27 protein-coding genes, 5 pseudogenes and 1 riboswitch are annotated in these 26,482 nt (G+C 68.4%); of the genes and pseudogenes, 17 read left to right on the top strand and 15 right to left on the bottom strand.

The genetic code is table 11. The features are described 5' to 3' along the window. Positions 1-12: 12 nt before the first annotated feature. A pseudogene (locus tag EES41_RS36260) lies at positions 13-1,272 on the bottom strand (ISL3 family transposase); the annotation flags it as partial. A gap of 22 nt (positions 1,273-1,294) precedes the next feature. Beyond that, positions 1,295-1,447, bottom strand: a pseudogene (locus EES41_RS44275) (transposase family protein); the annotation flags it as partial. A 538-nt stretch (positions 1,448-1,985) separates the two neighbouring features. On the opposite strand from EES41_RS44275, the pseudogene EES41_RS36250 reads away from it, so the two are divergent. Together EES41_RS36250 and EES41_RS36245 are read left to right on the top strand one after the other, a co-directional pair. Then, positions 1,986-2,153: pseudogene (locus EES41_RS36250) on the top strand (glycosyltransferase); the annotation flags it as partial. Then, entirely contained in the window at positions 2,150-2,809 is a 660-nt protein-coding gene (locus EES41_RS36245) for a bifunctional 2-polyprenyl-6-hydroxyphenol methylase/3-demethylubiquinol 3-O-methyltransferase UbiG (protein WP_123082910.1), read from the top strand. The pseudogene EES41_RS36250 and the gene EES41_RS36245, both read left to right, overlap by 4 nt. A gap of 111 nt (positions 2,810-2,920) precedes the next feature. Here EES41_RS36245 and EES41_RS36240 read toward each other — a convergent pair whose 3' ends face one another. From EES41_RS36240 to EES41_RS41795, 3 genes are all read right to left on the bottom strand, one after another. Beyond that, a complete protein-coding gene (locus EES41_RS36240; RefSeq protein ID WP_123082077.1) occupies positions 2,921-3,901 on the bottom strand; it encodes a zinc-binding dehydrogenase in 981 nt (326 codons plus the stop codon). Between the two features lie 84 nt (positions 3,902-3,985). Then, the gene (locus EES41_RS36235; RefSeq protein ID WP_164496061.1) at positions 3,986-4,570 is read right to left on the bottom strand and encodes a TetR/AcrR family transcriptional regulator; all 585 of its coding nucleotides are present in this window, start codon (positions 4,568-4,570) and stop codon (positions 3,986-3,988) included. A gap of 72 nt (positions 4,571-4,642) precedes the next feature. Then, positions 4,643-4,783: a hypothetical protein gene (locus EES41_RS41795; protein ID WP_164496060.1), complete on the bottom strand. Its 141-nt coding sequence runs from the start codon at positions 4,781-4,783 to the stop codon at positions 4,643-4,645. Between the two features lie 457 nt (positions 4,784-5,240). On the opposite strand from EES41_RS41795, the gene EES41_RS41790 reads away from it, so the two are divergent. From EES41_RS41790 to EES41_RS36215, 4 genes and pseudogenes are all read left to right on the top strand, one after another. Further along, entirely contained in the window at positions 5,241-5,393 is a 153-nt protein-coding gene (locus EES41_RS41790) for a hypothetical protein (RefSeq protein WP_164496059.1), read from the top strand. A 1,150-nt stretch (positions 5,394-6,543) separates the two neighbouring features. Next, on the top strand, positions 6,544-7,083 hold the full coding sequence (locus EES41_RS36230) for a winged helix-turn-helix domain-containing protein (RefSeq protein ID WP_123082075.1): 540 nt from the start codon (positions 6,544-6,546) through the stop codon (positions 7,081-7,083). A 379-nt stretch (positions 7,084-7,462) separates the two neighbouring features. Next, positions 7,463-8,672 (top strand): annotated as a pseudogene (locus EES41_RS36220) (IS110 family transposase). 15 nt (positions 8,673-8,687) lie between these two features. Further along, a pseudogene (locus EES41_RS36215) lies at positions 8,688-9,041 on the top strand (transposase); the annotation flags it as partial. 341 nt (positions 9,042-9,382) lie between these two features. Here EES41_RS36215 and EES41_RS36210 read toward each other — a convergent pair. The 3 genes from EES41_RS36210 to EES41_RS36200 are packed head-to-tail and all read right to left on the bottom strand — an operon-like array spanning position 9,383 to position 10,694. Continuing rightward, a complete protein-coding gene (locus EES41_RS36210) occupies positions 9,383-9,748 on the bottom strand; it encodes a hypothetical protein (protein WP_123082074.1) in 366 nt (121 codons plus the stop codon). Positions 9,749-9,807: 59 nt separating this feature from the next. Next, on the bottom strand, positions 9,808-10,239 hold the full coding sequence (locus tag EES41_RS36205) for a chromate resistance protein ChrB domain-containing protein (protein WP_123082073.1): 432 nt from the start codon (positions 10,237-10,239) through the stop codon (positions 9,808-9,810). After that, positions 10,236-10,694 carry a Chromate resistance protein ChrB gene (locus EES41_RS36200; RefSeq protein ID WP_254211704.1) on the bottom strand — a complete coding sequence of 153 codons (459 nt, stop codon included), beginning with the start codon at positions 10,692-10,694 and terminating at the stop codon, positions 10,236-10,238. Before EES41_RS36200 ends, EES41_RS36205 begins: the two co-directional genes overlap by 4 nt. A 300-nt stretch (positions 10,695-10,994) precedes the next feature. Here EES41_RS36200 and EES41_RS42470 point away from each other — a divergent pair, with 300 nt between their 5' ends. From EES41_RS42470 to EES41_RS36180, 5 genes are all read left to right on the top strand, one after another. Continuing rightward, positions 10,995-11,651 carry a chromate transporter gene (locus EES41_RS42470; RefSeq protein ID WP_216827294.1) on the top strand — a complete coding sequence of 219 codons (657 nt, stop codon included), beginning with the start codon at positions 10,995-10,997 and terminating at the stop codon, positions 11,649-11,651. 109 nt (positions 11,652-11,760) lie between these two features. Further along, positions 11,761-12,426: a chromate transporter gene (locus EES41_RS42465; RefSeq protein ID WP_216827293.1), complete on the top strand. Its 666-nt coding sequence runs from the start codon at positions 11,761-11,763 to the stop codon at positions 12,424-12,426. 130 nt (positions 12,427-12,556) lie between these two features. Beyond that, positions 12,557-12,640, top strand: a riboswitch (cobalamin riboswitch). A 59-nt stretch (positions 12,641-12,699) separates the two neighbouring features. Then, a complete protein-coding gene (locus EES41_RS36190; RefSeq protein WP_123082071.1) occupies positions 12,700-12,927 on the top strand; it encodes a CbtB-domain containing protein in 228 nt (75 codons plus the stop codon). 12 nt (positions 12,928-12,939) lie between these two features. Beyond that, entirely contained in the window at positions 12,940-13,779 is an 840-nt protein-coding gene (locus EES41_RS36185) for a CbtA family protein (protein WP_123082070.1), read from the top strand. Between the two features lie 155 nt (positions 13,780-13,934). After that, positions 13,935-14,327 carry a DUF3592 domain-containing protein gene (locus tag EES41_RS36180; RefSeq protein WP_123082069.1) on the top strand — a complete coding sequence of 131 codons (393 nt, stop codon included), beginning with the start codon at positions 13,935-13,937 and terminating at the stop codon, positions 14,325-14,327. Positions 14,328-14,359: 32 nt separating this feature from the next. Here EES41_RS36180 and EES41_RS36175 read toward each other — a convergent pair whose 3' ends face one another. From EES41_RS36175 to EES41_RS43430, 3 genes are all read right to left on the bottom strand, one after another. Further along, entirely contained in the window at positions 14,360-14,563 is a 204-nt protein-coding gene (locus EES41_RS36175; RefSeq protein WP_123082068.1) for a hypothetical protein, read from the bottom strand. Between the two features lie 119 nt (positions 14,564-14,682). Next, complete coding sequence (locus EES41_RS36170; protein WP_123082067.1) at positions 14,683-15,579, bottom strand: RimK family alpha-L-glutamate ligase; 897 nt, start codon at positions 15,577-15,579, stop codon at positions 14,683-14,685. 101 nt (positions 15,580-15,680) lie between these two features. Continuing rightward, positions 15,681-16,181 carry an AAA family ATPase gene (locus EES41_RS43430; protein ID WP_367995802.1) on the bottom strand — a complete coding sequence of 167 codons (501 nt, stop codon included), beginning with the start codon at positions 16,179-16,181 and terminating at the stop codon, positions 15,681-15,683. Positions 16,182-16,545: 364 nt separating this feature from the next. On the opposite strand from EES41_RS43430, the gene EES41_RS36160 reads away from it, so the two are divergent. Both EES41_RS36160 and EES41_RS36155 read left to right on the top strand, forming a co-directional pair. Beyond that, a complete protein-coding gene (locus EES41_RS36160; protein WP_123082066.1) occupies positions 16,546-17,226 on the top strand; it encodes a hypothetical protein in 681 nt (226 codons plus the stop codon). A gap of 242 nt (positions 17,227-17,468) precedes the next feature. After that, a complete protein-coding gene (locus EES41_RS36155) occupies positions 17,469-18,329 on the top strand; it encodes a metallophosphoesterase (protein WP_164496058.1) in 861 nt (286 codons plus the stop codon). A 58-nt stretch (positions 18,330-18,387) separates the two neighbouring features. Here EES41_RS36155 and EES41_RS36150 read toward each other — a convergent pair whose 3' ends face one another. Further along, entirely contained in the window at positions 18,388-19,416 is a 1,029-nt protein-coding gene (locus tag EES41_RS36150) for a hemolysin family protein (protein ID WP_123082064.1), read from the bottom strand. Next, positions 19,413-20,744 (bottom strand): hemolysin family protein, encoded by a 1,332-nt coding sequence (locus EES41_RS36145; protein WP_123082063.1) that lies wholly within the window; start codon positions 20,742-20,744, stop codon positions 19,413-19,415. The genes EES41_RS36150 and EES41_RS36145 overlap by 4 nt, the downstream gene beginning before the upstream one ends. Before the next feature lie 559 nt (positions 20,745-21,303). On the opposite strand from EES41_RS36145, the gene EES41_RS36140 reads away from it, so the two are divergent. From EES41_RS36140 to EES41_RS36130, 3 genes are all read left to right on the top strand, one after another. Next, a complete protein-coding gene (locus EES41_RS36140) occupies positions 21,304-22,314 on the top strand; it encodes a sporulation protein (protein ID WP_123082062.1) in 1,011 nt (336 codons plus the stop codon). Between the two features lie 322 nt (positions 22,315-22,636). Continuing rightward, the gene (locus EES41_RS36135; protein ID WP_123075477.1) at positions 22,637-23,092 is read left to right on the top strand and encodes a tellurite resistance TerB family protein; all 456 of its coding nucleotides are present in this window, start codon (positions 22,637-22,639) and stop codon (positions 23,090-23,092) included. Between the two features lie 30 nt (positions 23,093-23,122). Continuing rightward, entirely contained in the window at positions 23,123-23,386 is a 264-nt protein-coding gene (locus EES41_RS36130; protein WP_123082061.1) for a GlsB/YeaQ/YmgE family stress response membrane protein, read from the top strand. Between the two features lie 43 nt (positions 23,387-23,429). Here EES41_RS36130 and EES41_RS36125 read toward each other — a convergent pair whose 3' ends face one another. Both EES41_RS36125 and EES41_RS36120 read right to left on the bottom strand, forming a co-directional pair. Further along, positions 23,430-24,356 (bottom strand): M56 family metallopeptidase, encoded by a 927-nt coding sequence (locus tag EES41_RS36125; RefSeq protein WP_123082060.1) that lies wholly within the window; start codon positions 24,354-24,356, stop codon positions 23,430-23,432. A 6-nt stretch (positions 24,357-24,362) separates the two neighbouring features. Then, a complete protein-coding gene (locus tag EES41_RS36120; RefSeq protein WP_123082059.1) occupies positions 24,363-24,764 on the bottom strand; it encodes a BlaI/MecI/CopY family transcriptional regulator in 402 nt (133 codons plus the stop codon). A gap of 371 nt (positions 24,765-25,135) precedes the next feature. On the opposite strand from EES41_RS36120, the gene EES41_RS36115 reads away from it, so the two are divergent. Then, positions 25,136-26,431: an LCP family protein gene (locus tag EES41_RS36115; protein WP_123082058.1), complete on the top strand. Its 1,296-nt coding sequence runs from the start codon at positions 25,136-25,138 to the stop codon at positions 26,429-26,431. The last annotated feature ends 51 nt before the right edge of the window (positions 26,432-26,482 follow it).

Raw genomic sequence — 26,482 nt, 5'->3', positions numbered from 1 at the left:
CTTCGCAACGATTCACCCCAACGAGCTCAAGTCAGTATGGCCTTCGACGGGCCCGGAGCTGTAGCGCAGGCTCAGGCCGGCGACGACGGCGTCGAGGTCATGTTCGAGGCCGGTCGCGAAGGTCTGCAGGGCTGGGATCGAGTCGGCCTGTACTCGTGCGATCCAGGCTTTGAGCCGGTGTCCGTGGCGATTGTTCATCAACTCGGCGAACACCCTGGTGTGTTCGGCGGTGCGGTCGAGTTCGGGGCAGCGTTCCGGTATGTCCTTCAGTCTTTGAGCCTGGTCTTCGTCCAGGTTGTCAGGGTGGCGGGTGATCCAACTGGTCACGTCCCTGACGGAGGTCTTGCGGCGGGGCGAGGCCTGGTTCGGGAAGGCCTCGCGGAGGCGATGGACGTACTTGCGGACGATCTGTTCCTGGCCGCCATGACCGCGCTCACGGATTTCTTCGAAGAGGCGTCGGGCGACGGTGCGGCCTTCGGCATACCGCTGGTCGATGTAGGGCTTGTAGGGGTCGAGGATGCTGGCCCGTCCGTTCCAGCGGCCGACCAGGAGCTCGTCGGGGTCCTTCGCGTGCGCCAGGCGCCGCACGGTGTTGCGGGCCAGGCCCAGCGGCCGGGCTATGACACGCAGGGCGATGCCCTCAGCCAGGAGGCCATGGACGGCGGCGTGCTGTTCCCGGACGCGGTCCGACAAACGCCCCGAGCGCCGCGGTCCGGCAGTGTTCGGCGGCAGGAACAGGGCTGGCGACGGGGCCGGCGTGCTGGTCGGAGGCTCGGGCAGCAAGGCACGGTGGTGAATGACGGTCTTCTCGACCGCTTTGGCGAGGTTCTTCCAGAGATGCCACCGGTCTGCCATGTGGATCGCGTCGGGGGCGCCGAGCCGCCCGGCCTCGGCATACATGCCGGAGCGATCCCGGCAGATCACTTCGACGCCAGGATGATCAGCCAGCCAGCGGGCGACGGTCTCGACCCTGCGGTCGGGAAGCAGGTCGACGGGGCGGCGGGTCTCGATGTTCACCAGGATCGTGGCGTAGACGTGGCCCTTGCGCAGAGCGAACTCATCCACGCCGAGCACACGAGGCGTCGGCGGCGAGGCCTCGGGCAGGCCTCGTATCAGCCGTAACAACGTGGACCGGCTCACAGGAACGGCGAATGCATCGGCGAGCCGGGAGCCAGCACGGCCGGCCAGCATGAGCGCCACATGCCTCAGAGCCGTCTGTAAGCCCTGACTCCGTCGTCCATGGCGGAAAGTCAGGCCCGGTACCTGCCTGCGGGCACTCCTCTTGGCGGCATCGGAACCGGCGGACCTGTAACTCGATAATCACACGGCGCCAGCCGGCCGCGGAATCGTCCAGGCGGCGCACGTACCGGCTGTGCACCCGATTCGAGCTGGTTCCACAGCCCGGACATATGGCCCGGCCGGACCTCGCAGCGGCCTGGACGGTCACCAGTTCGCCGCGGACGGCGATGGTGTCGAGCACGACGTCATCGGCGTGGTGGAACCAGAGGTCTTGGAGAAGAAGATCGTCGGTCACGAGGGTCCATGATCGCGGCTTCGGTGACGCTCCGTGGCTCTGCACCAAAAGTGATCCAGAACCACTTTTCACCCGTCGCCGACACCGTATTCCGCTCCATGCTCGTATCCAACGTCTGGTACGCCTGCCCGGAGCCGCCTGCAGCAAGGCATCCACCTAGCCGATGAGTTCGTCCTACCCCGGCATCACCAGGGTACTTGGCAAGGAGCTGCAAACCTCAGGGGCGCGGTTGGGCCCTGGGCCTGGTGCTCCTGGTTGCGCCGGCGGTCTCACGCGTCATCGTGCGTCGCTCCTCCTGCCTTGACGGCGATGCCCAGGCGCAGCTCGGCGGCCATCTCGTAGCCGCGCTCATCCTTTGACTGTGACACGTCCTCGATGGCCGGGTGGCGGCGGGCCGATCGGCGACGCCGATGTCCCAGAGCGACTCGTAGAGGCCATGTCCGCGGCACACACCGGCGAGGTCCAGCGGCAGCACCTGACCGATGCGGGGCTTTCCGTACGGGACCTGCCCGAGCTGTGCGACGTGGACACCCCCGCCGACGCGGATCGGGTCGCGGCCGCAGCCCCGCGGACGCGCTTCGCCACTCTGCACCACGGCCTGTGCGCGGTGACCCGATGACCGCCCGGCTCGCCGAGCCCGCCACCCGTACCTGGCAGGCGGATCCGTACGCGGTCGCCCTCCGCACCGGGCAGGGGCCGCTGTTGCTCCGTCGACGCGACGGCTGGCTGCTGCCGCTGGAGGTCGAGCGGTGGCGCGCCGAGCCCGACGCGGCCGACGACACCGTCCTGGCCCGATGTACCGGGCCCGTCCTCGACATCGGCTGCGGACCGGGCCGACTGGTCGCCGCCCTCGCCGGGCTCGGCCATACGGCGCTCGGTGTCGACGTCACCCCCGAGGCCGTGGCCCGTACCGAGCGGGCGGGCGGCAGCGCCCTGTGCCGGTCGGTGTTCGACCCGCTTCCCCGCGAAGGCGGCTGGGGCACGGTCCTCCTCGTTGACGGCAACATCGGCATCGGCGGGGACCCCGCCGGCCTGCTGCGCCGGGCCGCCGAACTGACCGCCACCAACGGCTTCCTGCTGGTCGAGGTCGCCACCGCCGACGTCGACGAGCGCGTCGAGGTGTACGTCGAGGACGGCACCGGCGGCCGCGGAGCCTCCTTCTGGTGGGCCCGGCTCGGCACCCGCGCCTTGTGCGCCGCAGCGAGGTCCGCGGGCTGGACCCCGTACGACACCTGGCAGGCGGCAGGCCGGCACTTCGTACACCTCACACGCTGACGGTTGCCGAGCGGTGAACCGCCGGGTGGGGTCCGCAGCAGTGCGGACCCCACCCGGAGTCCCAAACCTCCGACCAGGCGCCCCTCGGCGGGCTGACGGAAGGTCGGGGGGTCAGCCGACGGTGACGACCATCTTGCCGAGGGCTTCTCCGGCCTCCATGGCCCGATGAGCTTCCACGATCTCGCCGAACCGGAAGACCCGGGCGGGACCGGCCCGCAGGACACCGGCCTCGACCTTGGCGTATATCTCGTCCAACGGCACGTCGGTGAGCGGGAATTCGGGCGTGCCCAGGACGAAGGCGCTCCCGAAGAAGCTGAGCCGGACCCCGCTGGGAAGGTCGGCGATCGGGTCGAAGTCGCGTACGGGCTCGAATCCGCCCAGGAAGCCGAGCTGGCAGACCCGGCCGCGCGGCCGAACCAGGGCCAGCGAGTCGCGCAGGACGCTGTTGCCGACGACGTCGAACACCGCGTCGACGCCGATCTCCCGCTCCGCGACCTGGGTGGCGAGCGCGCCGTCGTCGATGAGTACGTCGGCAGCCCCGAGTTCCTTCAGCAGGGGCGCCCGCAGCGGGTCCCGGGTCGTGGCGAGGACGGTCGCGCCGTGGTCGACCGCCAGGTTGACCGCAGCCTGGCCGAGCGAGGAGGTCGCTCCCCTCACCAGGACGGTCTCGCCGGGCCGCAGGTCTAGATTGCCGAACAGGCCGCTCCACGCCGTCGCGTACACCTCGGGAACCGCCGCGAGATCGGCCCAGTCCAGCGAAGAGCGGACGGCCACCACGTTGGTCGCCGGCACGGTCACCAGCTCCGCGTAGCTTCCGTTGCGGGTCCGCCCCATACCGCCGAGGATCGCCACGACCCGGGTGCCGACGGCGAGTTCACCGGACGGGTCGGCCTCGACCACGCCGGCGCACTCGATCCCGGGGACGGCGGCGACCTTCCCCCAGGCGCCGCTGCGCATGTAGGCCTCCGCGTGGTTGAGGCCGAACGCCTTGACCCGGACCAGCACTTCACCGCCAGCGGGCACGGGGTCGGGCAGTTCCGTGAGGGTGAGGACCTCGGGGCCGCCGTGGGCGGAGATGACTATGGCCTTCATGTCCCAGCTCCATTCTTGAGCACTCATTCAACTATTGATGCGAAGAAAAGGGCCACCGCGAACGGTGGCCCGTACGCCTCGCCGTCAGGCGAGAGCGGCGAAGGCGTTGTCGACGATCGCGCGCAGGAGCGCCTCTTCGGGGTTCGCCTTCCCGACGACCATCAACCCCTGACAGGTGGCGACCAGCAGCTTTGCGCTCCCGGAACGGTCCAGCGAGGCGCGCACCTGGCCCCTGCGGGCCGCGTTCTCCAGTGCGTGGGTCATGCACCGCTCCAGCCGGGCCAGGTGGCCACGGACGACGGCCGCCGCCTCGTCGTCCTCGGCGGCGTTCTCGATCGCCGTGTTGACGAGCAGGCAGCCCTGCCGGCCCTCGGGGCTGAGCAGATCGCGCACCAGCCCGTCGAAGTACCCGCGGATCTCGCCCACGGAGGCGCCCGGAGCCTCCAACTCGCCCAGCTTCTGGGGGACGACCAGCTTCGAGTACCGCTCCAGCGATTTCAGGAAGAGCGCACGCTTGCCGCCGGGGAAGGCGCTGTAGAGGCTGCCGGGCTTGACTCCGGTCGCCTTCACCAGATCCTCTACGGACACCGCCCGATATCCGCGCTCCCAGAACCGCAGCATGGCCACGTTCAGGACGGCGTCGGGCTCGAACTCTCGCGGTCTGGGCATGAGAAGAAAATACATGAACGATCACTCAAGAACAACGTTCGAACCCGGCGCCTTTCCGCGGCCCCGCTCCGATCAGGCCCGACTGCTCTCCCGGCCCATCCGGCGTGCCACGGCACGCACGCCGACGTACGCGAGGGTGAACAGCACGATGGCGGCCAGGGCGAGCAGCCAGTTGCGCAGGTAGTCGAGCGGCAGGACGGTGGGGTTGGCCACGCCCCCCGGACGCAGCAGCGGAGGAAGGGCGATCGCGGAACGATCAGTTAGAGAGAGAACCCCTGGGCACCGCGGTCACGCCAAGGGGAGTCAGTTCTCTTCGTACTCCTCGACCAGGTTCAGGTAGTCGGGATTCAGTGCGGAGATGAGGAGGGACATAGGCTCAGGCGTAAAGATCAGGCACTCCGACGCAGTCGCCACCCCTGTGGTTGGCTACACCGGCCCTCCCGCCCCACCCCAGCACCCGGCAGTCGAGCTGCCCGACGGCCGGCGCATACAGTCCCAGCATCTCACCAGGCCGCTCATCACTCGTCAGCACCTCGCCAGGTGCTGGAGACGCGAGATTGCGCCTGGTGAACATATGATCGCGATGCCTGCTCAGCTACTGCTAGTCGAACATGCCGCAGGCAGGCCGCCAAGTCCGCGCCTCGGAGCGTGAGACATGAAGGGGAAACACATGACTACCTCTCAGGCCCAACGGTTCTACCTTGCGCTGGTCGAGGAACCGACGGCGCTGGCCACTGTGCCGCAACCTCAGTACCAGGGACTCTTCGTGGAGCCCCCCTCCAGAGTCGAGGACGAGACCGAGGAAAGCGGCTCTCCCCTCTGACACCTTGATCGTCTGCGGCAGCTCCCGGCGGCCCGGTTCAGGTCCAGGCGACACGATCCCCGCCGACCGCCATCAAGACCAGAACGGTGGTCGCGGCCCTGTTCCACGCAAAGAACGACGACGGCAGTGTGGAGCAGGCCGGCGTCCGCCCCCGCTGTCATGGTGGCCGCCACCTCGAAAGCATCGGTTCCACCGATGCCTGAGCTGGTCGAGGCGTTCGGCGATGGTGAGCGGGATCCCGCGTTCGTTGCAGGTAGCGGCGGCTCCCAACACCGCGACCGGCAACAACGCCCCGGCACCGTCCCCTGGCCACCCGAAAGGTCCGCTCGCCGACGCTGTGGAGACGAGTCCGCCGGGGACTACTGTCTTACTCCAGAATCGGTAGACCAGGACCAGCGGCCGCGCACTTGGCGCTGAGGGGCGGGGTCAGACTCCCGTTCCCGCACGGCCTTCGGCTTGGCACCGACGATGGTTTCACGAGCGCGACCGGCACCTGCGGACGCACAGGCAGCGCAGGGATCCTTCCTCTCTCGTCCGCCCGCGCCTCTGCCGAAGCAGCGAACCGCGTGTGACACCGGGGACACCGCTCAACCGCGCCCGACCGCCGCACTCGCCCGAGCACCGAGGGCCCGCTCGGGAGGGGCTGCACTGGGCGTGGCCCCTCCCGCCCTGGCCATTCCGGAGCGGGCCCTGCCAAGATCCGGACCATTCCCGGACCACCACCTGGGCGGGAACCATCGAGGCGCATCATTTCTGCTGGTCAGCGGGCAGGTCACGCGTGTACCAACAGCAGACGAAGAACCTGCTTACAACCTCGACGTCCACGCCCCGAACGACGCCCTCACGGCAGGACATGCTGGGCAGCACTCGCTCACGGGTTCGAGAGCGCCGCACCTGCTCGTGCCTACGACGCACTGGCGTCCCTCCGATTCAGCGTTCGGATCGCGAAGTCGCCCGTCTATCGCAAGCGACGCTGCCTGATTCCTCCGGCGCGGCGAGATCACTCCTTGCTACAGACCGTTACACCGAGCAGCGTCAGGTCTCGATCGCCACTCCCTCCCAGGCAGCAGGACTCCACAGAGCTGACTACTGAGCTTTGCGGGTTGTCGTCGGGTGTGACGGTTCTTGATCCTTGCGGTATGCCGGTGGTATGCGTTATCCGGAGGGTGGGGGCCTGACCGCTGAGCGTCGGGCTTTTCGTGAGGGGATCCGGCTTCAAGCCGGCGAGAGGTTCGCGGCGGGTGAGAAGACCGCGGTGATCGCGAAGGACCTGCGGGTGAGTGTGCGGTCGGTGGAACGCTGGCGTCGCGCCTGGCGTGAGGGCGGCATGGCGGCCTTGCGCTCGACGGGTCCGGCGAACTCCCCGACCGTCACCGATGCCCAGTTCGCCGTACTCGAGGCGGAATTAGGCAGGGGGCCGACGGCGCACGGCTTCGAGGATGAACGCTGGACCCTGGTCCGGGTCCAGACGGTGATCCGCCGCCGGCTGCGGGTGAGCCTGTCGGTGGCGACGGTGTGGCGGCTGCTGAAACGGCACGACTGGTCCTGGCAGGCACCCGCCCGCAGAGCCCTCGAGCGCGACGAGCACGCGGTGGAGCTGTGGAAGAAGGAAGTGTGGCCGCGGGTAAAAGGCTCGCGGCGGCGTGTGGGGGCTGGCTCGTCTTCGAGGACGAGGCCGGATTCTCCATGACGCCGCCCCGCGCCCGCACCTGGGGCCGGCGCGGACACACCCCCGTCATCCGCGTCCGCGGTCGCTCCCGCCGCCGGACCTCGGTCGCCGCGCTGTGCTGCTACAAAACCGGGGAGAAGAGCCGTCTCATCCACCGGCCCCGCAACCATCTCCTGCTCAAGGGCGCCCGCAAGAGCTTCTCCGTAAGATGTTTCCTGGCCCGGGAGGGCCGGGTGTGGCTCAAGAGCTTCTGCCTTCAGTGGCTCGCCAGGAGTGGCCGCCCGGCCCTTCGGGGCACCCTGGCTGCTGATTGAGATGTGCGCTTCGGTCGCTTTTTACGGAGATGACAGCGGGGTGTTCCTCGGGCCGACAGTGATGCGGTTCGGACCGGGGAGGGCGAGTGAGCGATCGGAAGACTGTGGCCTGGGTCGGTATTGACGCGGGCAAGGGACACCACTGGGCGGCAGCGGTCGATGAGACCGGCGCGACGCTGTGGTCGAAGAAGGTCGAGAACGACGAGGCAGCGATCCTGGCCGCGCTCGGCGAGCTCCTGGACCTGGCGGACAAGGTTCACTGGGCGGTGGACATCTCCGGCACGGCGTCTGCGCTGCTGCTGGCGCTCCTCGCAGCTCACGGCCAGTCGGCGGTCTATGTGCCTGGCCGCACGGTCAACTGCATGTCGGGCGCCTACCGAGGTGAAGCGAAGACCGACGCCCGTGATGCCTACGTGATTGCGGAGACATCCCGTCACCGCAGGGACTTCGCAACGATCGATGTTCCTGCCCAACTCGCCGCCGATCTCGCACTGTTGACCGCTCACCGGTCCGACCTGATGGCCGACCGGGTCAGGATGATCAATCGACTGCGCGACATCCTGACCGGCGTCTTCCCGGCACTGGAGCGGGCTTTCGACTACAGCAGTCACAAGGGCGCGCTGGTTCTGCTGACCGGCTACCAGCTCCCGGCCGCGATCCGCCGCCGCGGTCAAGCAAGGATGACGGCGTGGCTGGCCAACCGCGGCGTCCGAGGCGCCGACGCGGTGGCCGCGGGCGCCTTGGAAGCTGCTCAAGCCCAGCAGACCGCGCTGCCCGGAGAGGAAGCCGCGGCCCAGATCGTGGCTGACCTGGCCGCACAGATCTTGAACCTGGATGACCGACTGAAGCGGATCGACAAGCAGATCAGCGAGACGTTCCGCAGCCACCCGCAGGCGGGGATCATCGAGTCTATGCCCGGCATCGGCTCGATACTCGGGGCCGAGTTCGTCGTCGCCGCCGGTGACCTTGCGGCCTACGCCGACGCCGGCCATCTAGCATCGGCGGCCGGACTCGTTCCCGTTCCCCGCGACTCCGGCCGACGCACCGGCAACATGCACCGACCCAAGCGCTACAGCCGCCGCCTGCGACGCGTGTTCTACATGTCCGCGCAGACCAGCATCGTCCGTGAGGGACCCAACCGGCAACCGGGACTTCTACCCCAAGAAGCGCGCCGAAGGTTGCAAGCACGTCCAAGCCGTCATCGCCCTGGCTCGTCGACGCGTGAGTGTGCTCTGGGCGCTGCTGCGTGACGGACGGACGTTCACCTCTATGGCCCCAGTCGCGCAGGCGGCTTGATTCGGTCATTGAGACTCCTGGAAGGACTACCGCGACCTACTGGCGAGAGCACACATCCAGCTCGGCGGACCCATCGTGGTGATTTGAGACAATCTCAACACCCACCTGGCCGCCGGGCCGAAACGGTACGAGGCCGAGCACGACTGGCTCACCACCATCCGCCTCCCGGCATACGCGCCAGACCTGAACCCGGTCGAAGCCGTCTGGTCGCTCGTGCGCAGAGCTACGGCCAACACCGCCTTCGACACCCCCGGCGACCTCGACCGCACACTCCGCCGCGAGTTGCGCAGAATCCAGCTCCGACCCGACCTCATCGACGGCTGTCTCACAGCCACCGGTCTGACCATCAACCCACCGACCCCACCCTGAAATCCTCAGTAACTCGCCGTAGCGGTGCCCTCTATCCAGTCCTTGCGCGCCTGTACGATCTCCTCGTTGGAACGCCCGATCCAGTTCCAGAACCACTGTCTTCGGTACGTCGCTCCATGCGCTGCACCAGCGGCGGCCCGTACAGGCCAGGATGCTTGCCATCTAAGGATCACCGCGTCCGGGAACGCGTCCTTGAGCAGGTGAGAGCGGTGGAGTCATCATCTGCCTCACCGGCAATCGAGTAGCCGCCTGCTCAACACCTAGCTTGATCATGGCGCGGAGGGCAGAGTGGTCGTCTACTGCAAACACTCCGAGGCCCTGAGACGTGGTGATGACCCGGGTCAGTAGAGGTAGACATCCACCAGTAGGGCGGCCGCGCCTGCCAACAGTGCGTACACGCTGGTACGCCGGGCGGGCTCCGCCGCCAAGGGGCCGAGCCCCAGGGCTAGGGCGGTGACGGCCAGGGCGAAGACGCCCGAGCCGGTATCCTGCCAGCTGACTGGGAAGACGGCCACAGGGGCATCGGTGAAGAACTGGTCTCCGTGGGCCGCCCGCAGGATGGCGTTCCAGGCGATGGGACCAGCCGCCGCGGCCAGCGCGCCGACGGCCAAGACCACGGGCCGGCGGCCGCGCGGCAAAGCGAGCAGGACAAGGGCGAAAGCGGCCGACAGAGCAGCCCCGTAGAAGATCTGGCCCCAGCTGATCACAACTCGCTCCTCTCGCAGAGGCCACCGGCCGGAACATCGGTCGGCGGCCCCCTTGGATGTCAGGCCGGATCGCGGCCCAACTTGTTGGCCCGTCGGTAGTACTCGTACAGGCCGTCGAAGACGGGCAGGACGACGGCGAGGGTCTGGTCATCGTCACCGGTCATGGAGAGGCCGCGCAGGACGACGTCGATGCCGGGCGCCTCCGGAGCGTCGAATCGCTCGTCGTCGATGTCCGCCTCGTGAACGATCTCGGCAATGCGCTTCAGGATGGGGTCGGTGAGCTCGTAGCGCCGAAGGACGGTCTCGAAACTGCAGTCGCCCTGGTGGTGACCGAGCTCGACACCCCGCATGTCGAACGCGGTGGCGCCCGCGGGGACGTCGGCTGCGTCCGCGACGAAGGCGAATTCGGCCTCCGGATCGATGAAGCGTCGGATCAGCCACGCGCACGCAGCCCGGTCGATGTGGATACCCGCACGGGTGGCCCACTTCATGCGGAGTCCTCACTGGTTCGGTCGGGATGCAGGGCATCGACGGCGGCTTCGGCGGCCTGGCGCTGGGGCGGGGGGAAGTAATCGCGGCGATGGATGCGACGCAGCTCGGCGCGGAGTTTACCCATGGCCCGGAGCCTCTGATCATCATCAAGACCGTGCGCCTCCTGCGCCTGCCCGAGGACCGCCTCGTACTCGGCAGCGCGAGCCGCCGCCATCGTCCGGGCCAGCTCGTGCTCCTGCGCAGGGTCGGCGTGGTGGGCGAGCCAGACGGTGGCGCTCCCGCCGGCCTCATGGACCTCCTGTGCGACCCATTCCAGGTGCTCGCGGGTGCGGGCGTCGGCCGGCAGCCCGACCAGACCGTCCCCGATCTGAGCGACGCCGAGGCGCTTGAGTTTGCGCCAGACGGTGATGCGTGGGGTCGAGGGCTCCCTGGGGACTCGGTAGGACAGAAGCACCCACTCCTCCTGCACTCCGGAAACGGAGCGCGCAGGCTCGGCTCCACCGGTCATCGGGAGCCTTCGCCGTCCGCCCGGCGGTGACTCGGGTCCGTCGTTTCACGGGGGCACATCGGGGCTCTCCTTCGGCAGCGAGGAACTCGGGCCTATCCAGTACACGGCCCGGAGGATCACGTGGTGTTCCGGCTGTTCGTCCGCCGCCGAGACCCCCTTTCCACATCCAATGCAACCATGGTTACATCGAATGACGGGCGACGCCATTCCAGCGCCTTCACTCCGTCGGCTTTCCGACGGTTCCTCGTGGACGGAGATCCCGCTCGTGACCACCACCGGCCCCCGCACCCCCGGTTCAAACCGCGAACCGGAGCCACTCCCGGAGGGGAGCGGGACCTGGTTCCCTTCCGACAGGCACTGAAGACCTGGTTCTCCATCTCGCTGCAGACGTTCGGCGGGCCGGCCGGCCAGATCGCCGTGATGCAGCGCACCCTGGTGGAGGAGAAGCGCTGGATCGGTCAGCAGCGGTTCAACCACGCCCTCAACTACTGCATGCTGCTGCCGGGACCCGAGGCACAGCAGCTCGCCATCTACATCGGCTGGTTGCTCAACGGCACCCGGGGCGGTCTGGCCGCCGGAACCCTGTTCGTCCTGCCCGGCATCCTCGCGTTGCTGGGGCTGTCCGTCCTGTACGTCGGCTGGGGCACCACCACGGCGGCCGCCGGGCTGTTCGCCGGCCTGGCTCCGGCGGTCGTGGCCATCGTCGCCCAAGCCGTGTGGCGAGTGGGGCGCCGCTCACTCACCCACCCCGCACTGGTCGTAGTGGCGGTGGCCGCCTTCGCCGCGCTCGCCGCCTTCGCCGTACCGTTTCCCGCGGTCATCGCGGCCGCAGCGCTGGGCGGGCTGGGTACTGGGCAGGTTCGCTCCCCACGCCCTCAAGCCTGCGGCCGGGCATACAGCTGACGACGGACCCGCCCCGCTGATCGCCGATGACGACCTGCACCAGGAATCGCCCGGCCGCAGGCGCACGGTACGCATCCTGCTCGCGGGCTTGTTCCTCTGGGCCGCTCCGATGGCCGCTGTCGCAGCGCTGACCGGCACCGGAAGCGTCTTCACCGCGCAGGGCCTGTTCTTCTCCGGCACCGCCCTGGTCACCTTCGGCGGCGCCTACGCCGTACTCGCCTACGTCGCCCAGCAAGCCGTACAGACCTACGGATGGCTGACTGCGGGCGAGATGGTCCGCGGACTGGGGCTGGCGGAGACGACACCCGGCCCGCTGATCATGGTCGTCCAATTCGTGGCCTTCCTCGGCGCCTACCGCGACCCCGGCGCGCTCAACCCCTGGGTGGCCGGAGTGCTCGAAGCCCTGCTGACCACATGGGTCACCTTCGTCCCCTGCTTCCTCTTCATCTTCCTCGGCGCTCCCTACATCGAGCGGCTGCGCGGAAACCGCTCCCTCTCCGCCGCACTGAGCGGAATCACAGCGGCCGTGGTCGGTGTCATCGCCAACCTCGGCCTCTACTTCGCGCTGCACACGCTCTTCGCCACGACGAGCCCCATCGACTGGGGACCCGTACACCTGGCACTCCCCCACCTCGACAGCCCGCGCCTGAGTGGGCTCGCAATCACCCTCGCCGCCCTCGTCATGATCTTCAAGCTGCGCTGGAGCGTGTTGCGCACCCTCGGCGTCTGCACGCTCCTCGGCCTCGCCTCGACCCCGCTGTCCGCGCTCAACTGACTGCTCACCGCCCCGCCTTGGGCGAGCGCCAGAGGTACGCGGGTTGTGATCAGCGACTCACGCTCTTGGCCCGGAGCCCGGTACACGGTAGCCTCACGGCGACATTTCCATAGAGCGACGACGGCGAGACGGAAGTCCGGTGTGAATCCGGCATGGTCGCGCCACTGTGTGCTGCGTCGGCATCCCGAAGGGGTGACGCCGCAGCGAGTCAGACCCGAGGACCGTCGTCCTGCACCACCGTATGGGACGCGTGTTCCCCGAGGAGGTTCCACCATGGCCGAGGCTGTCGTCTCCGCTGCCATTCCCACCACTTCCGGCTCTCAGTCGGCTCCGCTGCCCGTGCGCGCGGTACTCCCCTGGGCTGTCTTCGTCGGCCTCCTGATGCTCGTCGCCCTCTACTTCGTCGGGGCCGAGCAGGGCGCCACGTCCGTGTTCTCCGGCGCCGGTGTCCACGAGTGGGTCCACGACGGTCGTCATCTGCTCGGCTTCCCCTGCCACTGAGAGGCAACGCACGTGTACGCCTCTACTGTCAGAGGTCTGTTGGTCCGCGGCATGCTCGCGGGCCTGATCGCAGGCCTGTTCGCCTTCGGCATCGCCTATGTGGTGGGTGAGCCCTCGGTGAGGGACTCCATTGCGGTGGAGGAGGCTCAGGCTGCGCAGGACGCCCCCGCCGCTGCGGCCCCCGCGGCCCAGAACCCGCATGCCGGACACGGCGCTGCCGCTCCGGCCGAAGCGGATGAGGAGGAAGAGCTCGTCAGCCGCCCGGTCCAGTCGACGTTCGGGCTGGCCACCGGCGTCCTCGTCTACGGCGTGGCGCTCGGAGGCATCGCCTCCCTGGCTTTCTCCTTCGCTCTGGGACGCGTGGGCAAGTTCAGCCCGCGCGCGACGGCGGCGCTGACCGCGGCGGCAGCCTTTACCACCGTCTACCTGGTGCCGTTCCTCAAGTACCCCGCCACCCCACCGGCCGTCGGCAACCCCGACACCATCGGGCAGCGGACGACGCTGTTCTTCCTGATGATCCTCCTCAGCGTGCTGCTCGGGCTCGGCGCCGTGATCGCGGGCCGACGGCTGGCGCCGCGTCTGGGGAACTGGGACGCCACGCTGACGGCGGCCGGCGGGTTCATCGTCGTGATGGCCGTCGCGTTCGCGTTCCTGCCGTCGAACGATGACGCGGTCAAGGCCAGCTTCCCGGCTGCTCTGCTGTGGGAGTTCAGGATCGCCTCACTGGGCGTCCAGGTCGTGCTGTGGACGGTGTTCGCCATCGTCTTCGGCGTCTTGGCCCAGCGGCTGCTCAGCCCGAGCACGGTCGACGCCGACGCGGCCGCGCGGCAGCAGGCGCCTGCCCTCGGCTGAGGGATGCGCCATCGCGCACGTAATCGCTGCGACGGCCCCGGCTCCCCAAGGGGGTGCCGGGGCCGTCGCGCATCGTCCCCGGAGAGCACATGCCTTGTGTCACCTTCCGGAGTGAGTCATGATCAGGGCTTTCGACCTGTCGGGGGGCGACGTTCGTGGTCACGTTGATTGTGCTGTCGTTGCTGATCGGCCTGCTGGTTCTCGGCATCTCAGCGGGTGTGTACTTCCACTCGAGCCCGCTGTTGAAGCGCGGCGTTCGGACCTCCGCCGTCTGTGTGAACGTCGGGCAGGTCGCGCAGGGCTCGATGCTGCTGCTCGAGTACACCCCTCAGAGCGGGCCGGCACGCCAGTACACGGTGGGTCCGTTTGTCTTCCCCCCGGTCAGGGTCGGCGGCCGGATCGAGGTGATCTACGACCCCAAGCGCCCGCAAGAGGTGAGCCTCCCAGAGCGCCTACCCAAAAGCACTCGCCGTCTGGTCATCGCAATAGCGGTATCCGGAGCGGCGGTTGCAGCCTGTGGGGCGGTGGCAGTGGCATACACCTGGTGAGCCTGGCCAAGGCGGCCCCTCCGAGAGCGACTTCAGTCCCGGCTGCCCTCGCCGCGTTGCCGGCGTCGGGCGGAGCCGAGTGCGCCGACCGCTCCACCGGCGCAGAGCCCGATGGCGAGCCCCAGCGCCACGTTGCCCAGGAACATACCCACCACGACGCCCGCCACCAGCCCGACCGGAATCGCGATGACGGAGATGGTGCCGCCGTCTTGGTCCCTGCCGCCCTCGTCTGTCACCAGATCATTATGCGGCGCTCTGTCCGCCTGCGTGTACCGGTCGGCCAGAAGGCCGACGAAACTCCCACACCTCGTCTCGACCAGCCAACGACCACAGCCTCACCCGTCTTCCGCATGCCTCACACGGCGCTCTCCTCCTCAGCCGTCGCCGGCATCGTCCTGGCGGGGGGCAGGGCGTACGGGATGGACTCCGGCGACGGCGCAGCACCCGCCCGTGCCAGCTCCAATACCGCGCGCGCCACCCGCGCCGCCGCGTCGGGCACCTGCCGGAAGCTGGGGAAGTCGTTCACGTCGACGACCACCGGCCCCTCCGGGCCCAGCAGCACGTCCACCCCGTACAGGTCGAGCCCGTAGACAGCCCCTACCTGCGCGGCGATCGCCGCCACTTCCGCCGACAACGGCACCTGCCGCTCCCGCACAGACGGATCGGGGTGCAGCGGGGAGCAGCGCTCGGTCGCGAAGAGCTCCCCTCCGACCGCGTACACCTTGAGGTCGGTACCCGAGTTGGGGACGTACGGCTGGGCTACGAGCAAGCCCTCACCCGCGAGGAGCGGTAGCAGCTGCTCCAATCCCTCCGGCGAGGACACCAGGTGTACCGCCCGCCCGGAACTCCCGTCCGCGGGCTTGACGACGAGCGGGTACTCAGCCGCCGGTACCTCCCTCAGCAGTTCGGCGCGCGCCACCGCGTACGTCGGCGGCAGCGGCAGCCCTCGGTTCCGCCCGATGGCGGCGGCCAGCGCCTTGTCCCGTACCCCGCGGATCGACCGGGCATCGTTCACGGTGGTCATCCCGAACCCCGCTGCTGCCTCGAGCAGGGTCAACCCCGGACCGCCGGAGACGGTCTTGAGGACCCAGGCGTCGTACGCTCCGGCGTCCATCAGGCCGGACATGCGCAGCAGCGATCCCCCCGGCCGCACGACATCCACATGATGCCCCCACGCGGCCAGTCGGCGAATCACCTCGTTCGGCATGCCGTCGTGGCGGTACTGCTCCTCCACCAGGAAGCAGAGCCTCATCGGGCTATTCCTCATATTCCCCGGACATTCGTTGGTCCTGTCTCCCGAGCCGTGCGGCCCAGGAGGCCTCGTGGTCACTCGGCAGCGTAGTCAGTCCCGTGTCAGTCGAACTGCGCCCGGGGGCCGGCGTCCCGCGAGGCGCGGTCGAACAGGACTATGGAGGTGAGGCCGTCCGGCGCTGCCAGGCCGCTGCCTTCGACTGCGGAGAGCAGCCTCGCCAGGCCTCTCTGGTGGGTGGCGAAGACTCGACGTGAGGTCAGACGTCGTCGGGCGCGCTGCCCGGAGAGCGCCTCGTGGGACCCGACGTCGAGCAGGACCATGTGCAGGGGTCGTCCGGCTCGATCCGCGTTTCGGGCCAGCCACCGGCGCATCCACGCCCTACTTCCGCAGTCGTGGACGAACAGCGGGTGCCCCCGGCGTATTTCGGCGCGTATCCAGCGCATGTGCTTCAGTCGCGCCCAGGGCTGATACGCCACGTAGGGAAGCCAGGCGGGCATCAGTGCCTGATACGTGGTGCGGGTGGCGCGCGGGTCGACGACGGTGGCGGCGGATTGCCACGCATGCAGCAGGGTGCTTTTCCCACTGCCGGGAAGCCCGGCCACGATGACGACCGCGTTCTGTGGGTAAGACAGGAGGACGTCCGAGTGCCCTCGCCCTCGCAGATCGACAATTCCCTGCGGGTGGATGGGCTCTGCATCTGGTCGCTCGCGGTGTACTGGAGTCTTCTTCCCCTTCGCACGCGGCGGGCATGCGTTTGGCGGCTCCTGCAGCAGGTCGGAACCGGTCCGGTTCGGGGCCCGTCGAGTGTCCGACTGCAATTCTATCGGGTTGATGGTGATGGGTGGCTCACTCTTCGCAACTGATGGAGCAGGCTCCGCGATCGGCTCTCAGGTTGATCAGCCGTAACGGATGGGGGTGGGACGACCAGGCACAAAGACCTCCTGCTGCCGCTTTAGGATGCCCCATATGGCGAAGCGCAGTGTTCAACGGCGGCGGGCAAAGAAGATCCTCGGCGAGGAGCCCGTCGCCCTGGTCTGGTGCGAGATACCCCGGACCATTCCCAAGCCGCCGAAGGAGGTCCACAGGGCAGCAGGCAAGGGAAGGCTTTCACCGGGACACCACTGGCTGTTCTACGTGGGCGTGGTGGTCTTCTTCTTCGTCTTCATCCCCATGTTCCTGCTCGACCAATTGAGCAAGAAGATCGACTCAGACCTTGGGGCGGGGACCTCGCCGGAGCGGACCTCGCGTCGCGGCCCCGGAACATCCGCTGCGATGAGCAATCGGCGGGCCCCTGAAATCTTCGATGGTGACTGGGACTTGACTGCGGGGCGGCTCCTGCTGGGCTGGTACGGGCGCTCCCCCAACCCGAAGCGTCTGGTACTGCTCACCCGCGACCGGATCTGCCTGGCCGCATCCCCCGGCCGGCGGCTGTCCCCGACCAAGGCCGCCGACTTCCGACTGACAGCGGAGTTCTCCTCGCACGAGGCGCACATCGAGGCGGAGTCCGGCCAGCCGCGCGGCTTCGCGACCTTCCGACTGCGCTTCGCGGACGGCTCCTGGCTCGAACTCGGCCGTCTCGCCGGGCCCAAGGACGCCGACCACTTCCTGAACACCGCGGCCCGGCGCGGCTCCGGGCACGCTCTCTGACGGACATCCATCGGGCGCCCCTCCCCGACTCGCCGTGAACCGTTCATCCCTGACTTCCCGCTCGACACCGAGCGGCCGGACGCACTTGCCACCGTGAGGCGACCGCCCGTTCGACGTCTACGGAGATGGTGATGACGCGTTTCAGGGCACGGGTACTCGGCGTTGTCGCGGCTGCCTTATCGGTCAGCCTCGTAGCGCTCCCCGCAACAGCAGCCGACCGGTCCGCGCCGCGAGCAAAGGCGTTGGAGAACTTCAGCATCGTGGTCCTCCCCGATACCCAGTACTCGGCGGAGAGCTTCCCGCAGGCATTCAACGCCCAAGGGAAGTGGATCAAGGACAACACGATCGCCCGGAACATCAAGTACGCGATCCACGAGGGCGACATCGTCGACGACTCCGACGAGCCCTACCAGTGGACCAACGCGACCGGCGCGATCGGCCAGCTCAACGGCACGACCCCGTACATCCTCGGGGTGGGCAATCACGACATGGACGCGATGCCCAAGGGCCAGAACCCCGCCGTGGTGCGCGACGCGGCGGCGTTCAACCGCAACTTCCCGCGGAGCGGCTTCTCGAACCTGCCGTCGTTCGGCGGCACCTACCCGGCCGGGCAGAACGACAACAGCTTCCACATGTTCTCGGCCGGAGGCACGAACTGGCTGATCCTCGCGCTGAAGTACGCCCCCACCGACGACGAGATCGCCTGGGGCAACAGGGTGATCACCGAGCACCCGGACCGCCAGGTCATGATCGTGACCCACGCCTACCAGAACGGCACGACGAAGGACTCCGTCGGCCAGAAGCTCTGGACCAAGATGGTCAGTCGGCACCCGAACGTCGCGATGGTGTTCTCGGGCCATTACGTCAACCAGGGGGTGATCGTGGAGAAGGGGGTGAACGGCAACACCGTCCACCAGATCCAGGCCGACTACCAGAACCCCAGCACGCTCGGCCCGAACAGCTACTTCCGGATCCTCGAGTTCAACCCTACGGCGAAGACGGTCAGCGTCCAGACCTACTCGCCGTACCTCAACAAGAACCTGACCGACGCGAAGAACCAGTTCACGCTCCAGAACGTGAGTTTCCCGCACGCCCTCCGCTGACCGAAGAAGCCGGTGGCCGACACCGTGGGGGACGGTGCCGGCCACCGGCCGCGGAGGATCAGGCGTCGCCGTCGTGTGCGGCGGCGCCGACGAGTTCCTCGAGCAGGTCCTCCATGGTGACGAAGCCGATCACGGCGCCCTGGTTCCCGGTGACGGCCGCCAGGTGGGTGCCCGCTGCCCGCATCGCGGTCATCGTGTCGTCCAGCGGGGTGTCGAGGGAGACCTTGGTGATCGGGTGGAGGGCGCTGCGAGGGAAGGGCGCCGTCCGGTCGGGCGCGGCGAGGGCGTCCTTGATGTGCAGGTAGCCCAGGATCTCCTCGTCGGGTCCGGTGACCGGAAGGCGGGAGTACCCGTGCTGGGCCGCGGTCCGCTCAAGAGCCCGGGGCGTGATGTCATGGCCGACCGTGACGATGCGGTCCAGGGGAGCCATGATCTCGCCAACGGGTCGCTTACCGAGTTCGAGGGCGTCTTGGAGGCGTTCCCCGCCCTCGGGGGCGAGGAGGCCTGCGGCACTGGAGTCCTTGACCAGGCGGGCGAGTTCGTCGTCGGTGAAGACCGAGCCGACCTCGTCCTTCGGTTCGACCTTCAACAGGCGCAGCAGCGCGTTGGCGAAGGCGTTGATACCGAACACGAAGGGGCGCAGCGCCCGCGTCAGGGCGACCAGCGGCGGGCCGAGCAGCAGCGCGGTCGGTGCCGGGGCGGCGAGCGCGATGTTCTTCGGCACCATTTCGCCGACGAGCATGTGCAGGTACGTCGCCACCGTGAGCGCGATGACGAAGGCGATCGGGTGGATCAGCCCCTCCGGCACGCCGATGGCGTGGAAGGAGGGTTCCAGCAGGTGCGCGATCGCGGGTTCGGCGACCGCGCCCAGGACCAGCGAGGACACGGTGATTCCGAGCTGGGCGGTGGCCATCATCGCGGAGATGTTCTCGAGACCCCACAGGGTGGTCTTCGCCCGGAGGTTGCCCTTGGCCGCCGCCGGTTCGATCTGGCTGCGGCGTACGGAGATCAGGGCGAACTCGGCGCCGACGAAGAAGGCGTTGGTGATCAGGGTGAGGAGGCCGATCAGCAGCTGGATCGCGGTCATCGGCCCTGCTCCTCGGTAGTGGCGGGTTCGGCGGGCGCGGTGATCGTCACCCGGTCGGCACGGTGGTGGTCTATGTCCAACACGGTCAGCTCCCAGCCTTCGACGACGACGGAGTCGCCCTCGGCGGGGATGCGTTCCAACTCCGTGGCGATGAGCCCGGCGAGGGTCTCGTAGGGGCCCTCGGGAACGTCGAAGCCGATCTCTTCCAGCTCGTCGAGCCGGACGCTTCCGTCGGCCTCCCATACACGGCGGCCCTCGTGCTCCGGGGCCTCGATGAGATCGGGAACCTCTATCGGGTCGTGCTCGTCGCGGACCTCGCCGACGACCTCCTCGACGATGTCCTCGACGGTGGCGACGCCGGCGGTGCCGCCGTACTCGTCGATGACCACGGCCATGGTGCGTGAGGTGCGCAGCCGGCCGAGGAGGGTGTCCACGGGAAGGGAGTGCGGCACCATCAGGGCGGAGGTCATCAGGTCGGCAACCGAGATCACCGGGCGCTTGTCCTCGTCCAGGGCCAGGACGTCGCGGACGTGGATGGTCCCGACCACCTCGTCCAGGCTGTCGCGGTAGACGGGGAACCGGGACAGGCCGGTGGCCAGCGTCAAGTTCGCGGCGTCGGCCGCGGTCGCGTGCAGCTCCAGGGCCTGGACGTCGACGCGCGGCGTCATGACGTTCTCCGCGGTCAGGTCGGCCAGGTGCAGGGTCTTGACGAACAGCTCGGCCGAGTCGGCCTCTATCGCACCTTCACGGGCGGAGTGCCGGGCCAGCGCAACGAGCTCCTCGGGGGTGCGTGCCGAAGCCAGCTCCTCGGCGGGCTCCAGGCCGAAGCGGCGCACGAGCCGGTTGGCGGTGTTGTTCAGGTGCCGGATCAGTGGCGCGAAGGCGGCCGTGAAGCCGCGCTGCGGCCCGGCCACGACCTTGGCCACGGCCAGCGGTCGGGAGATCGCCCAGTTCTTGGGCACCAGCTCCCCGACGACCATGAGCACGACGGTCGACAGGGCGACGCCGAGCAGGGTCGCAGTGGTTGACACCGCCCCGGCCGGCAGGCCCACGGCCTCCAGAGGTCCGCGCAGGAGAGCGGAGACGGACGGTTCGGCGAGCATGCCGATCACCAGCGAGGTCACGGTGATGCCCAGCTGGGCGCCGGACAGTTGGAAGGTGAGGCGCTTGGCGGCCTTCAAGGCGCTTTCGGCGCCACGCTCGCCCGCCTCGACGGCGCGTTCGAGCTCACTGCGCTCCACCGTGGTGAGCGAGAACTCGGCCGCGACGAACACCGCGCACGTCAGCGTCAGCGCCAGGGCCAGAAGCAGCAGCAGGACTTCGGTCACCGTGCCACCCCCGCTCCCGGCTCGACCATCTGCGGGCAGGACGTGGCACGGCGTGGACTGGGAGGTTCACCCATTGCGGGTCTGCTGCTCCTTCTTCACTCGGCGGACCGCTGTTCGACGGCCCGGCAGGGGTTGCCTGGCGGGGAGAGTCCCCGCAACAATCGTAAAGGGTAGGCAAAGGCGCCACATCAGGCACCCCTCTTCCTCCATGGGGGCGGTTTCCGGCCTTCCTCCCGGAATCAGCCGGAATACGGCCTACCACCACCCTAACTACCCCTATGCTTCTACAGCTGTGTAGAAAAGGCGAGGGGTGTCCGGATACCGTCGCGGCTGCGATGTCGCGCCGGCGGCTCTGCACGCCTGCGCTATCGCCTGCCGATGTTGACTTGTGGAGGGACCGCTGTGGCCCCGATCGACCTGAAGTACGCCTACTGGGCACAGGCACTGGCGGCGCTGCACAGCTCGGTCAAGTAGCCATGACCTGCGGGGCGGTACGACTCGGCCGTACCGCCCCGCCCATTTGGAACCACACGCACAATCAGAAGGAGTGAACGCCACCATGGTGTTCAAGAGACTGCTCGGTTCGCTCGGCGTGGGCGGCCCAGCCGTGGACACGGTCCTGGACCCGATCGCTGCCGTTCCGGGCAGCACCCTCAGCGGCCAGGTGCACCTCAAGGGGGGCAACGCCGACTTCACGATCGACCACATCACCCTTGAGCTGATCGCCCGGGTCGAGGCGGAGCACGAACACGGCGAGTCCGAGGGCTCGGTCGCCTTCGAGCGCTTCACCGTCGGAGGCGGCTTCCGTCTCGCCGAGGGCGAGCACCGCGCCATCCCCTTCGCGGTCACGCTACCCTGGGAGACCCCCATCACCGAGCTGTACGGCCAGCCGCTGGGCATCGTCCTGGGTGTCCGCACCGAGCTCGGGGTTGCTGGAGCCAAGGACAAGGGCGACCTCGACCCCCTAGTCGTCCGTCCACTTCCCGCGCAAGAAGCCGTTCTGGAAGCCCTCGGCCAGCTCGGCTTCGGCTTCAAGTCCGCCGACTTGGAGTACGGCCACATCCGCGGCACCGGCCAGCAACTGCCCTTCTACCAGGAGATCGAACTCACACCGGCTCCCGCGTACGCACACCAGGTCAAAGAGATCGAGGTGACGTTCCTCGCCAATCCGGCAGGCATGGAAGTCGTCATCGAGGCCGACAAGCGCGGCGGCTTCTTCTCCGAGGGACACGACGCGGTCAGCCGGTACACCATCAGCCACGCGGATGTGCCGCATCGGAACTGGAACGCTGAGGTTGACGTCTGGATTCGGCAGCTCGTGGAGCACCGGGCCGCCTACGCCTCGCACGGCTCCTATGGACACAGCGCCCCGTACGCCGACAAGGGTCACGGCGGTCATCACGGTGAGGGCCACGGGCACCGCTCCGGACCCGGCATGGGAACGGTCGTCGCCGCCGGCGCGGCAGGCCTTGCCGTCGGCGTCGTCGGCGGCCTGGTGGCCGCCGAAGTGATCGACGAGGTAGGCGACTTCTTCGAAGACGATGAGAACGACGGCGGGGACGAGGACTAACCTCCCCTCCCCCGAACTCCATCCGGGGATTGTTGGGCCTCCGAGTGACTCGGGCCGAGTGGTTGCCGCCAGGGCAGCCACTCGGCCCTGTTGCCGATGCCGGACCGGAGCGCCGCGAGTTGGCCGCACTCGCCGACGCCGCCTGAGCACTCCGGCGGCCGATCGTCACACCGTGGACATCGCTTCGCGCCGGAAAAGGGGCGGGCAGCGGGAGCAGACTCCGTCGGGGCACCCCTGCTGGTAACTTCTACAACGTTGTAGAAATTGATGGTCCGGATCCGTAGCGAATTCCGGACCAGCACCCGACGAATACGGAGTTGGCATGGCCCTGTGGGACCGGATCAAGGAGTCCGCATCGACGATGCAGACGCAGCTGGTTGCGAAGAAGAACGACCTCAAGAGCGGCGCGTTCCGTGACGCGAGCATGGCGATGTGTGCCCTGGTCGCCGCAGCGGACGGCACGATCGACCCGTCCGAGCGGCGCCGGGTGGCACAGCTGATCTCCACCAATGAGGTGCTTCAGAACTTCGACGCCACCGATCTCCAGCGTCGCTTCGACGAGAACCTCAACAAGCTGACTGCCGACTTCGACTTCGGCAAGGTCGCCGTGCTCCAGGAGATCGCCAAGGCGAAGAAGAAGCCGGCCGAAGCGCGCGCGGTCATCCAGATCGGCATCGTCATCGGTGGCGCGGACGGCGACTTCGACAAGACCGAGCAAGCCGTCGTCCGGGAGGCCTGCTACACCCTCGACCTACCTCCTCACGAGTTCGACCTCTAGCACCAGACAACGAGTCAGAAGGGAGCGGGAGTGGAAATCTCCGGGCTCATCAGCGCGATCTTCATCGGAATCATCATCGGTGTCCTGGGGCGACTGGTTCTGCCGGGCCGTCAGCGCATCGGATTCCTGTGGACCATCGCGATCGGCATCGCGGCGGCACTGGTCGGCACCGTCATCGCCGCCGCCCTGGGCGTCGCGGACACCAAGGGCATCGACTGGATCGAGTGGGCCATTCAGATCGGGCTGGCCGCCGTGGGCGTGGCAGCCTTCGAACGGGTCAAGGCCCGCGCCTGATCCTGCTCCCCGGCCCCCACGGGGTCGGGGACCGGCCACTCCCCTACAACGGTGTCGCCGCCTTCAGGATGAAGAACAAGGTGAACGCGGCGTTCGCAGACGACAGGGCGGAGGCCGCGGCGCCGGCCGTGGCACCCCACGCGGCGAGGCCGGCCGGAGTGAATACAGGCGGCCAGCGCAGGGCGGCAGGGGCGGGAGCAAGGAGAGCAGCCACCCGGCGCGGCACAGGACCCACGGCGAAGTGGGCGAGCGTCACTGACGGGGCACCCTGGGTCACCAACGCAGCCTTGGCCACGGCCCGGGCGACGGTCTGGCGACTTCCCGTCGCAGCCGCAGCCTCCTCGTCGGCCCACCGCTCGGTCGTGTAGGCGACCGAGGTACACAGGGGGCGAAGGAACGGGTTGGCCCGCGCCGCCAGCTGCGTGGCCAGCAGGAAGCGGTGGTGACGCAAGGCCAGGTGCGCTCGTTCGTGAGCGAACAGGGCCCGGCGCTCGGGGCCGTCGAGTTCTGCGAGCATCCCGGCGGTCACCACGATGCGGTCCCGGCTTCCGGGGAGCGCGTAGGCGTACGCCATGTCGTCGGGCAGTACGGCCACACTGCGGTCGGGCAGCCCGGCGAGGGCGCGCAGGGCTTCACGTCTCACGCGGAAGTGGCGCCAGGTGATGCCCGCGCAGCTGGCGAGAACGGCCAGGAGGGCGGGGATGGCGACTCTTCCCGCGACTTCGTCGTAGGGCACCGCATCCCGTACCTCCGGATCGGACCAGCCGTCGGGCAGCGGGTTTCCGGGGAGCTGGGCGGTGCCGACCACCATCAGAAGGGCCAGGCAGAGGGTGCTGCACACCGCGAGCACGGCGGCGATGGCGGACAGCAGCCAGGTTGCCGTCCGCGGATGAAGGTGGTGCTCGGCCAGCCGCGCGATGGGCCACGCCGTGAACGGCAGCACGAGGGGCAGGAAGACGAAGACTCCCATGGGAGTTCAGCCGTCCCCTTCCTGATCAGCCTGTGCGAGAAGGCCCCGCAGCAGTTGCTCGTCGCCCGGAGAGAGCGAGGTGACGAAGCTGGTCAGCACCGCCTCCCGGTCCGCCTCGGCGTCCAGGACCTTGCGCATCCGCAGCGCGGCGAGCCCAGCTTCGTCGGCCACCTGAACCCACTCGAAGGAACGGCCGGAACGTTCGCGGGCGACTGCACCCTTGGCGTGCAGGCGGGTCAGGATCGTGATGACCGTGGTGTAGGCGAGAGTTCCCGGGAGACGCTCCTGCACCCAGGACGCGGTCACCGGTCCCGGGGCAGTACCAAGTACGGCAAGGACGTGAGCCTCCAGCTCACCCTGACCTCGTCGCGGGGAAAGTGCGCCCCCCATGCTGTGCCGGGCTGTCATGCTCAAGCCTCCCGTCCAGGGATCGCGGATTCCACGCGAAGTGGGGTCCATCGTACTAACCTCAAGAACCGCCCAGCGTCACACTCGAACGCATCGTGCGCCGGGGCGTGCGGCAGCACGCAGCCCGGTGCCTCTCCCGCCGTGCCCCCCGCTACCACCAAGGTTCTACATCGTTGTAGATTCTTGACTCCTGCGTCATCGGTCGGCACGGGGGCGTACGGCGATGACAGGCCCACGGGCCAGCGGAGGGAAGGCGGCAGTCAGTGGGCGGGGAGCCTTGCGCGACGCGCTCGCGCCGCAAGCCGGTGCCTGGCAATCGGCGACATCAGAAGCCTCGGCTGACCGGGCGGGGGCGCGTGACCTTGTGGTTCATGGGGATCCTGGCCGGCCTCGTGCTGCTCGCAGGGGGCGCCAGCGGCTGGCTCTATCAGCGACTGGACGGCAACATCAGCGCTTCCGACGTCGACGACATGCTCGGCGGCGACCGTCCGGCCAGCCTGAGCCCGGGCGCCAAGAACATCCTCCTGGTCGGATCGGACAGCCGCGATGGAGCCAATGCCAAATATGGCAAGGACCTGGCCACCATGCAGTCGGACACGCTGATGGTGCTGCACATTGCCGCCAATCGGAAGTGGGGAGCCGTCGTCTCGCTCCCAAGGGATTCCTGGGTGGAGGTGCCGGCCTGCGACCGTGGAGACGGGAGCCAGTCCGCCCCGCGCCATTTCAAGATCAACTCGGCGTTCGCCGTCGGTGGCGCCAGGGGCGACGTGGGCAGCGCAGCCGCCTGCACGATCAAGGCCATCGAACACAACACCGGCCTGCGTATGGACCACTTCATCACGCTCGACTTCCAGGGCTTCAAGGGCATGGTCAACGCCCTCGGCGGCGTCGAAGTCTGCCGCCCGAAGGCGATCCACGACGTCAAAGCACACCTCGACCTCGGCGCAGGGTGCCAGGTCGTCAAAGACGAGCAGGCCCTCGGCTACGTCCGCACCCGATACAGCGTCGGGGACGGCTCCGACATCGGACGCATCGGACGGCAGCAAGAGTTCATGCAAGCTCTCGTGACCAAGGCCCAACAGAAGCTGACCAGCCCGGGCGACGTGTACGGCTTCCTGGACTCCGCGACCAAGTCCGTCACCACGGACAAGGCACTCGCCGGGATCCGGCCGCTCTACGGGCTGGCGTCCAAGATCCGGGACATCCCCGAGGACCGGCTCACCTTCGTCACCGTGCCCAACTACCCGCGGGAAGTCGACATCCCCACCGACAAGGCCAACATCTCCTGGCAGTACCCGCAGACGCACGACCTCTTCAGCGCCCTGGCCAGGGACGAGGAGATCAGCAAGGCCAAGCTCGCGTCCGCACCGTCCGTCGCCGCAGGTAGCGTGCAGGTTCTGGTCCTGAACGGAACGGGGAGGCCGGGCATGGCCGCGGCCGTCGCCTGCCAACTTCGCTCGGCCGGTTACACCGTGACAGGTACCGGAAACGCACCGCGGTTCGCAGAACTCACCCGTGTGACCCATCCACCGACCGGCCTTGCAGTGCACGCCGAGACCCTCGCATCCCAGCTCAAGACATCCGTCAGTCCCGAGACGAACACCAGCGCGGCTCCCCGGGTGATCACGCTGACGGTCGGCAGCGACTATTCCGGCTTGTTCGGTTGATCCTGTGACCGCGCGACACACAGCACACGAGATGGAACAACGCAGCTCCGG

The sequence above is a fragment of the Streptomyces sp. ADI95-16 genome, assembly GCF_003721495.1.
Taxonomy (GTDB): Bacteria; Actinomycetota; Actinomycetes; order Streptomycetales; family Streptomycetaceae; genus Streptomyces; species Streptomyces goshikiensis.
Note: the sequence above shows the minus strand (reverse complement) of the source record. Positions and strands in the feature narration are given on the sequence as shown.

Excerpts from the sequence above, each read along its gene's own strand:
- EES41_RS36245 (WP_123082910.1), top strand. The coding sequence starts at position 2,150 with ATGACCGCCCGGCTCGCCGAGCCCGCCACCCGTACCTGGCAGGCGGAT.
- EES41_RS36240 (WP_123082077.1), bottom strand. The coding sequence starts at position 3,901 with ATGAAGGCCATAGTCATCTCCGCCCACGGCGGCCCCGAGGTCCTCACC.
- EES41_RS36235 (WP_164496061.1), bottom strand. The coding sequence starts at position 4,570 with ATGCCCAGACCGCGAGAGTTCGAGCCCGACGCCGTCCTGAACGTGGCC.
- EES41_RS41790 (WP_164496059.1), top strand. The coding sequence starts at position 5,241 with ATGACTACCTCTCAGGCCCAACGGTTCTACCTTGCGCTGGTCGAGGAA.
- EES41_RS36230 (WP_123082075.1), top strand. The coding sequence starts at position 6,544 with ATGCGTTATCCGGAGGGTGGGGGCCTGACCGCTGAGCGTCGGGCTTTT.
- EES41_RS36205 (WP_123082073.1), bottom strand. The coding sequence starts at position 10,239 with ATGAAGTGGGCCACCCGTGCGGGTATCCACATCGACCGGGCTGCGTGC.
- EES41_RS42465 (WP_216827293.1), top strand. The coding sequence starts at position 11,761 with ATGGCCGCTGTCGCAGCGCTGACCGGCACCGGAAGCGTCTTCACCGCG.
- EES41_RS36190 (WP_123082071.1), top strand. The coding sequence starts at position 12,700 with ATGGCCGAGGCTGTCGTCTCCGCTGCCATTCCCACCACTTCCGGCTCT.
- EES41_RS36170 (WP_123082067.1), bottom strand. The coding sequence starts at position 15,579 with ATGAGGCTCTGCTTCCTGGTGGAGGAGCAGTACCGCCACGACGGCATG.
- EES41_RS36160 (WP_123082066.1), top strand. The coding sequence starts at position 16,546 with ATGGCGAAGCGCAGTGTTCAACGGCGGCGGGCAAAGAAGATCCTCGGC.
- EES41_RS36150 (WP_123082064.1), bottom strand. The coding sequence starts at position 19,416 with ATGACCGCGATCCAGCTGCTGATCGGCCTCCTCACCCTGATCACCAAC.
- EES41_RS36140 (WP_123082062.1), top strand. The coding sequence starts at position 21,304 with ATGGTGTTCAAGAGACTGCTCGGTTCGCTCGGCGTGGGCGGCCCAGCC.
- EES41_RS36135 (WP_123075477.1), top strand. The coding sequence starts at position 22,637 with ATGGCCCTGTGGGACCGGATCAAGGAGTCCGCATCGACGATGCAGACG.
- EES41_RS36125 (WP_123082060.1), bottom strand. The coding sequence starts at position 24,356 with ATGGGAGTCTTCGTCTTCCTGCCCCTCGTGCTGCCGTTCACGGCGTGG.
- EES41_RS36120 (WP_123082059.1), bottom strand. The coding sequence starts at position 24,764 with ATGACAGCCCGGCACAGCATGGGGGGCGCACTTTCCCCGCGACGAGGT.
- EES41_RS36115 (WP_123082058.1), top strand. The coding sequence starts at position 25,136 with ATGGGGATCCTGGCCGGCCTCGTGCTGCTCGCAGGGGGCGCCAGCGGC.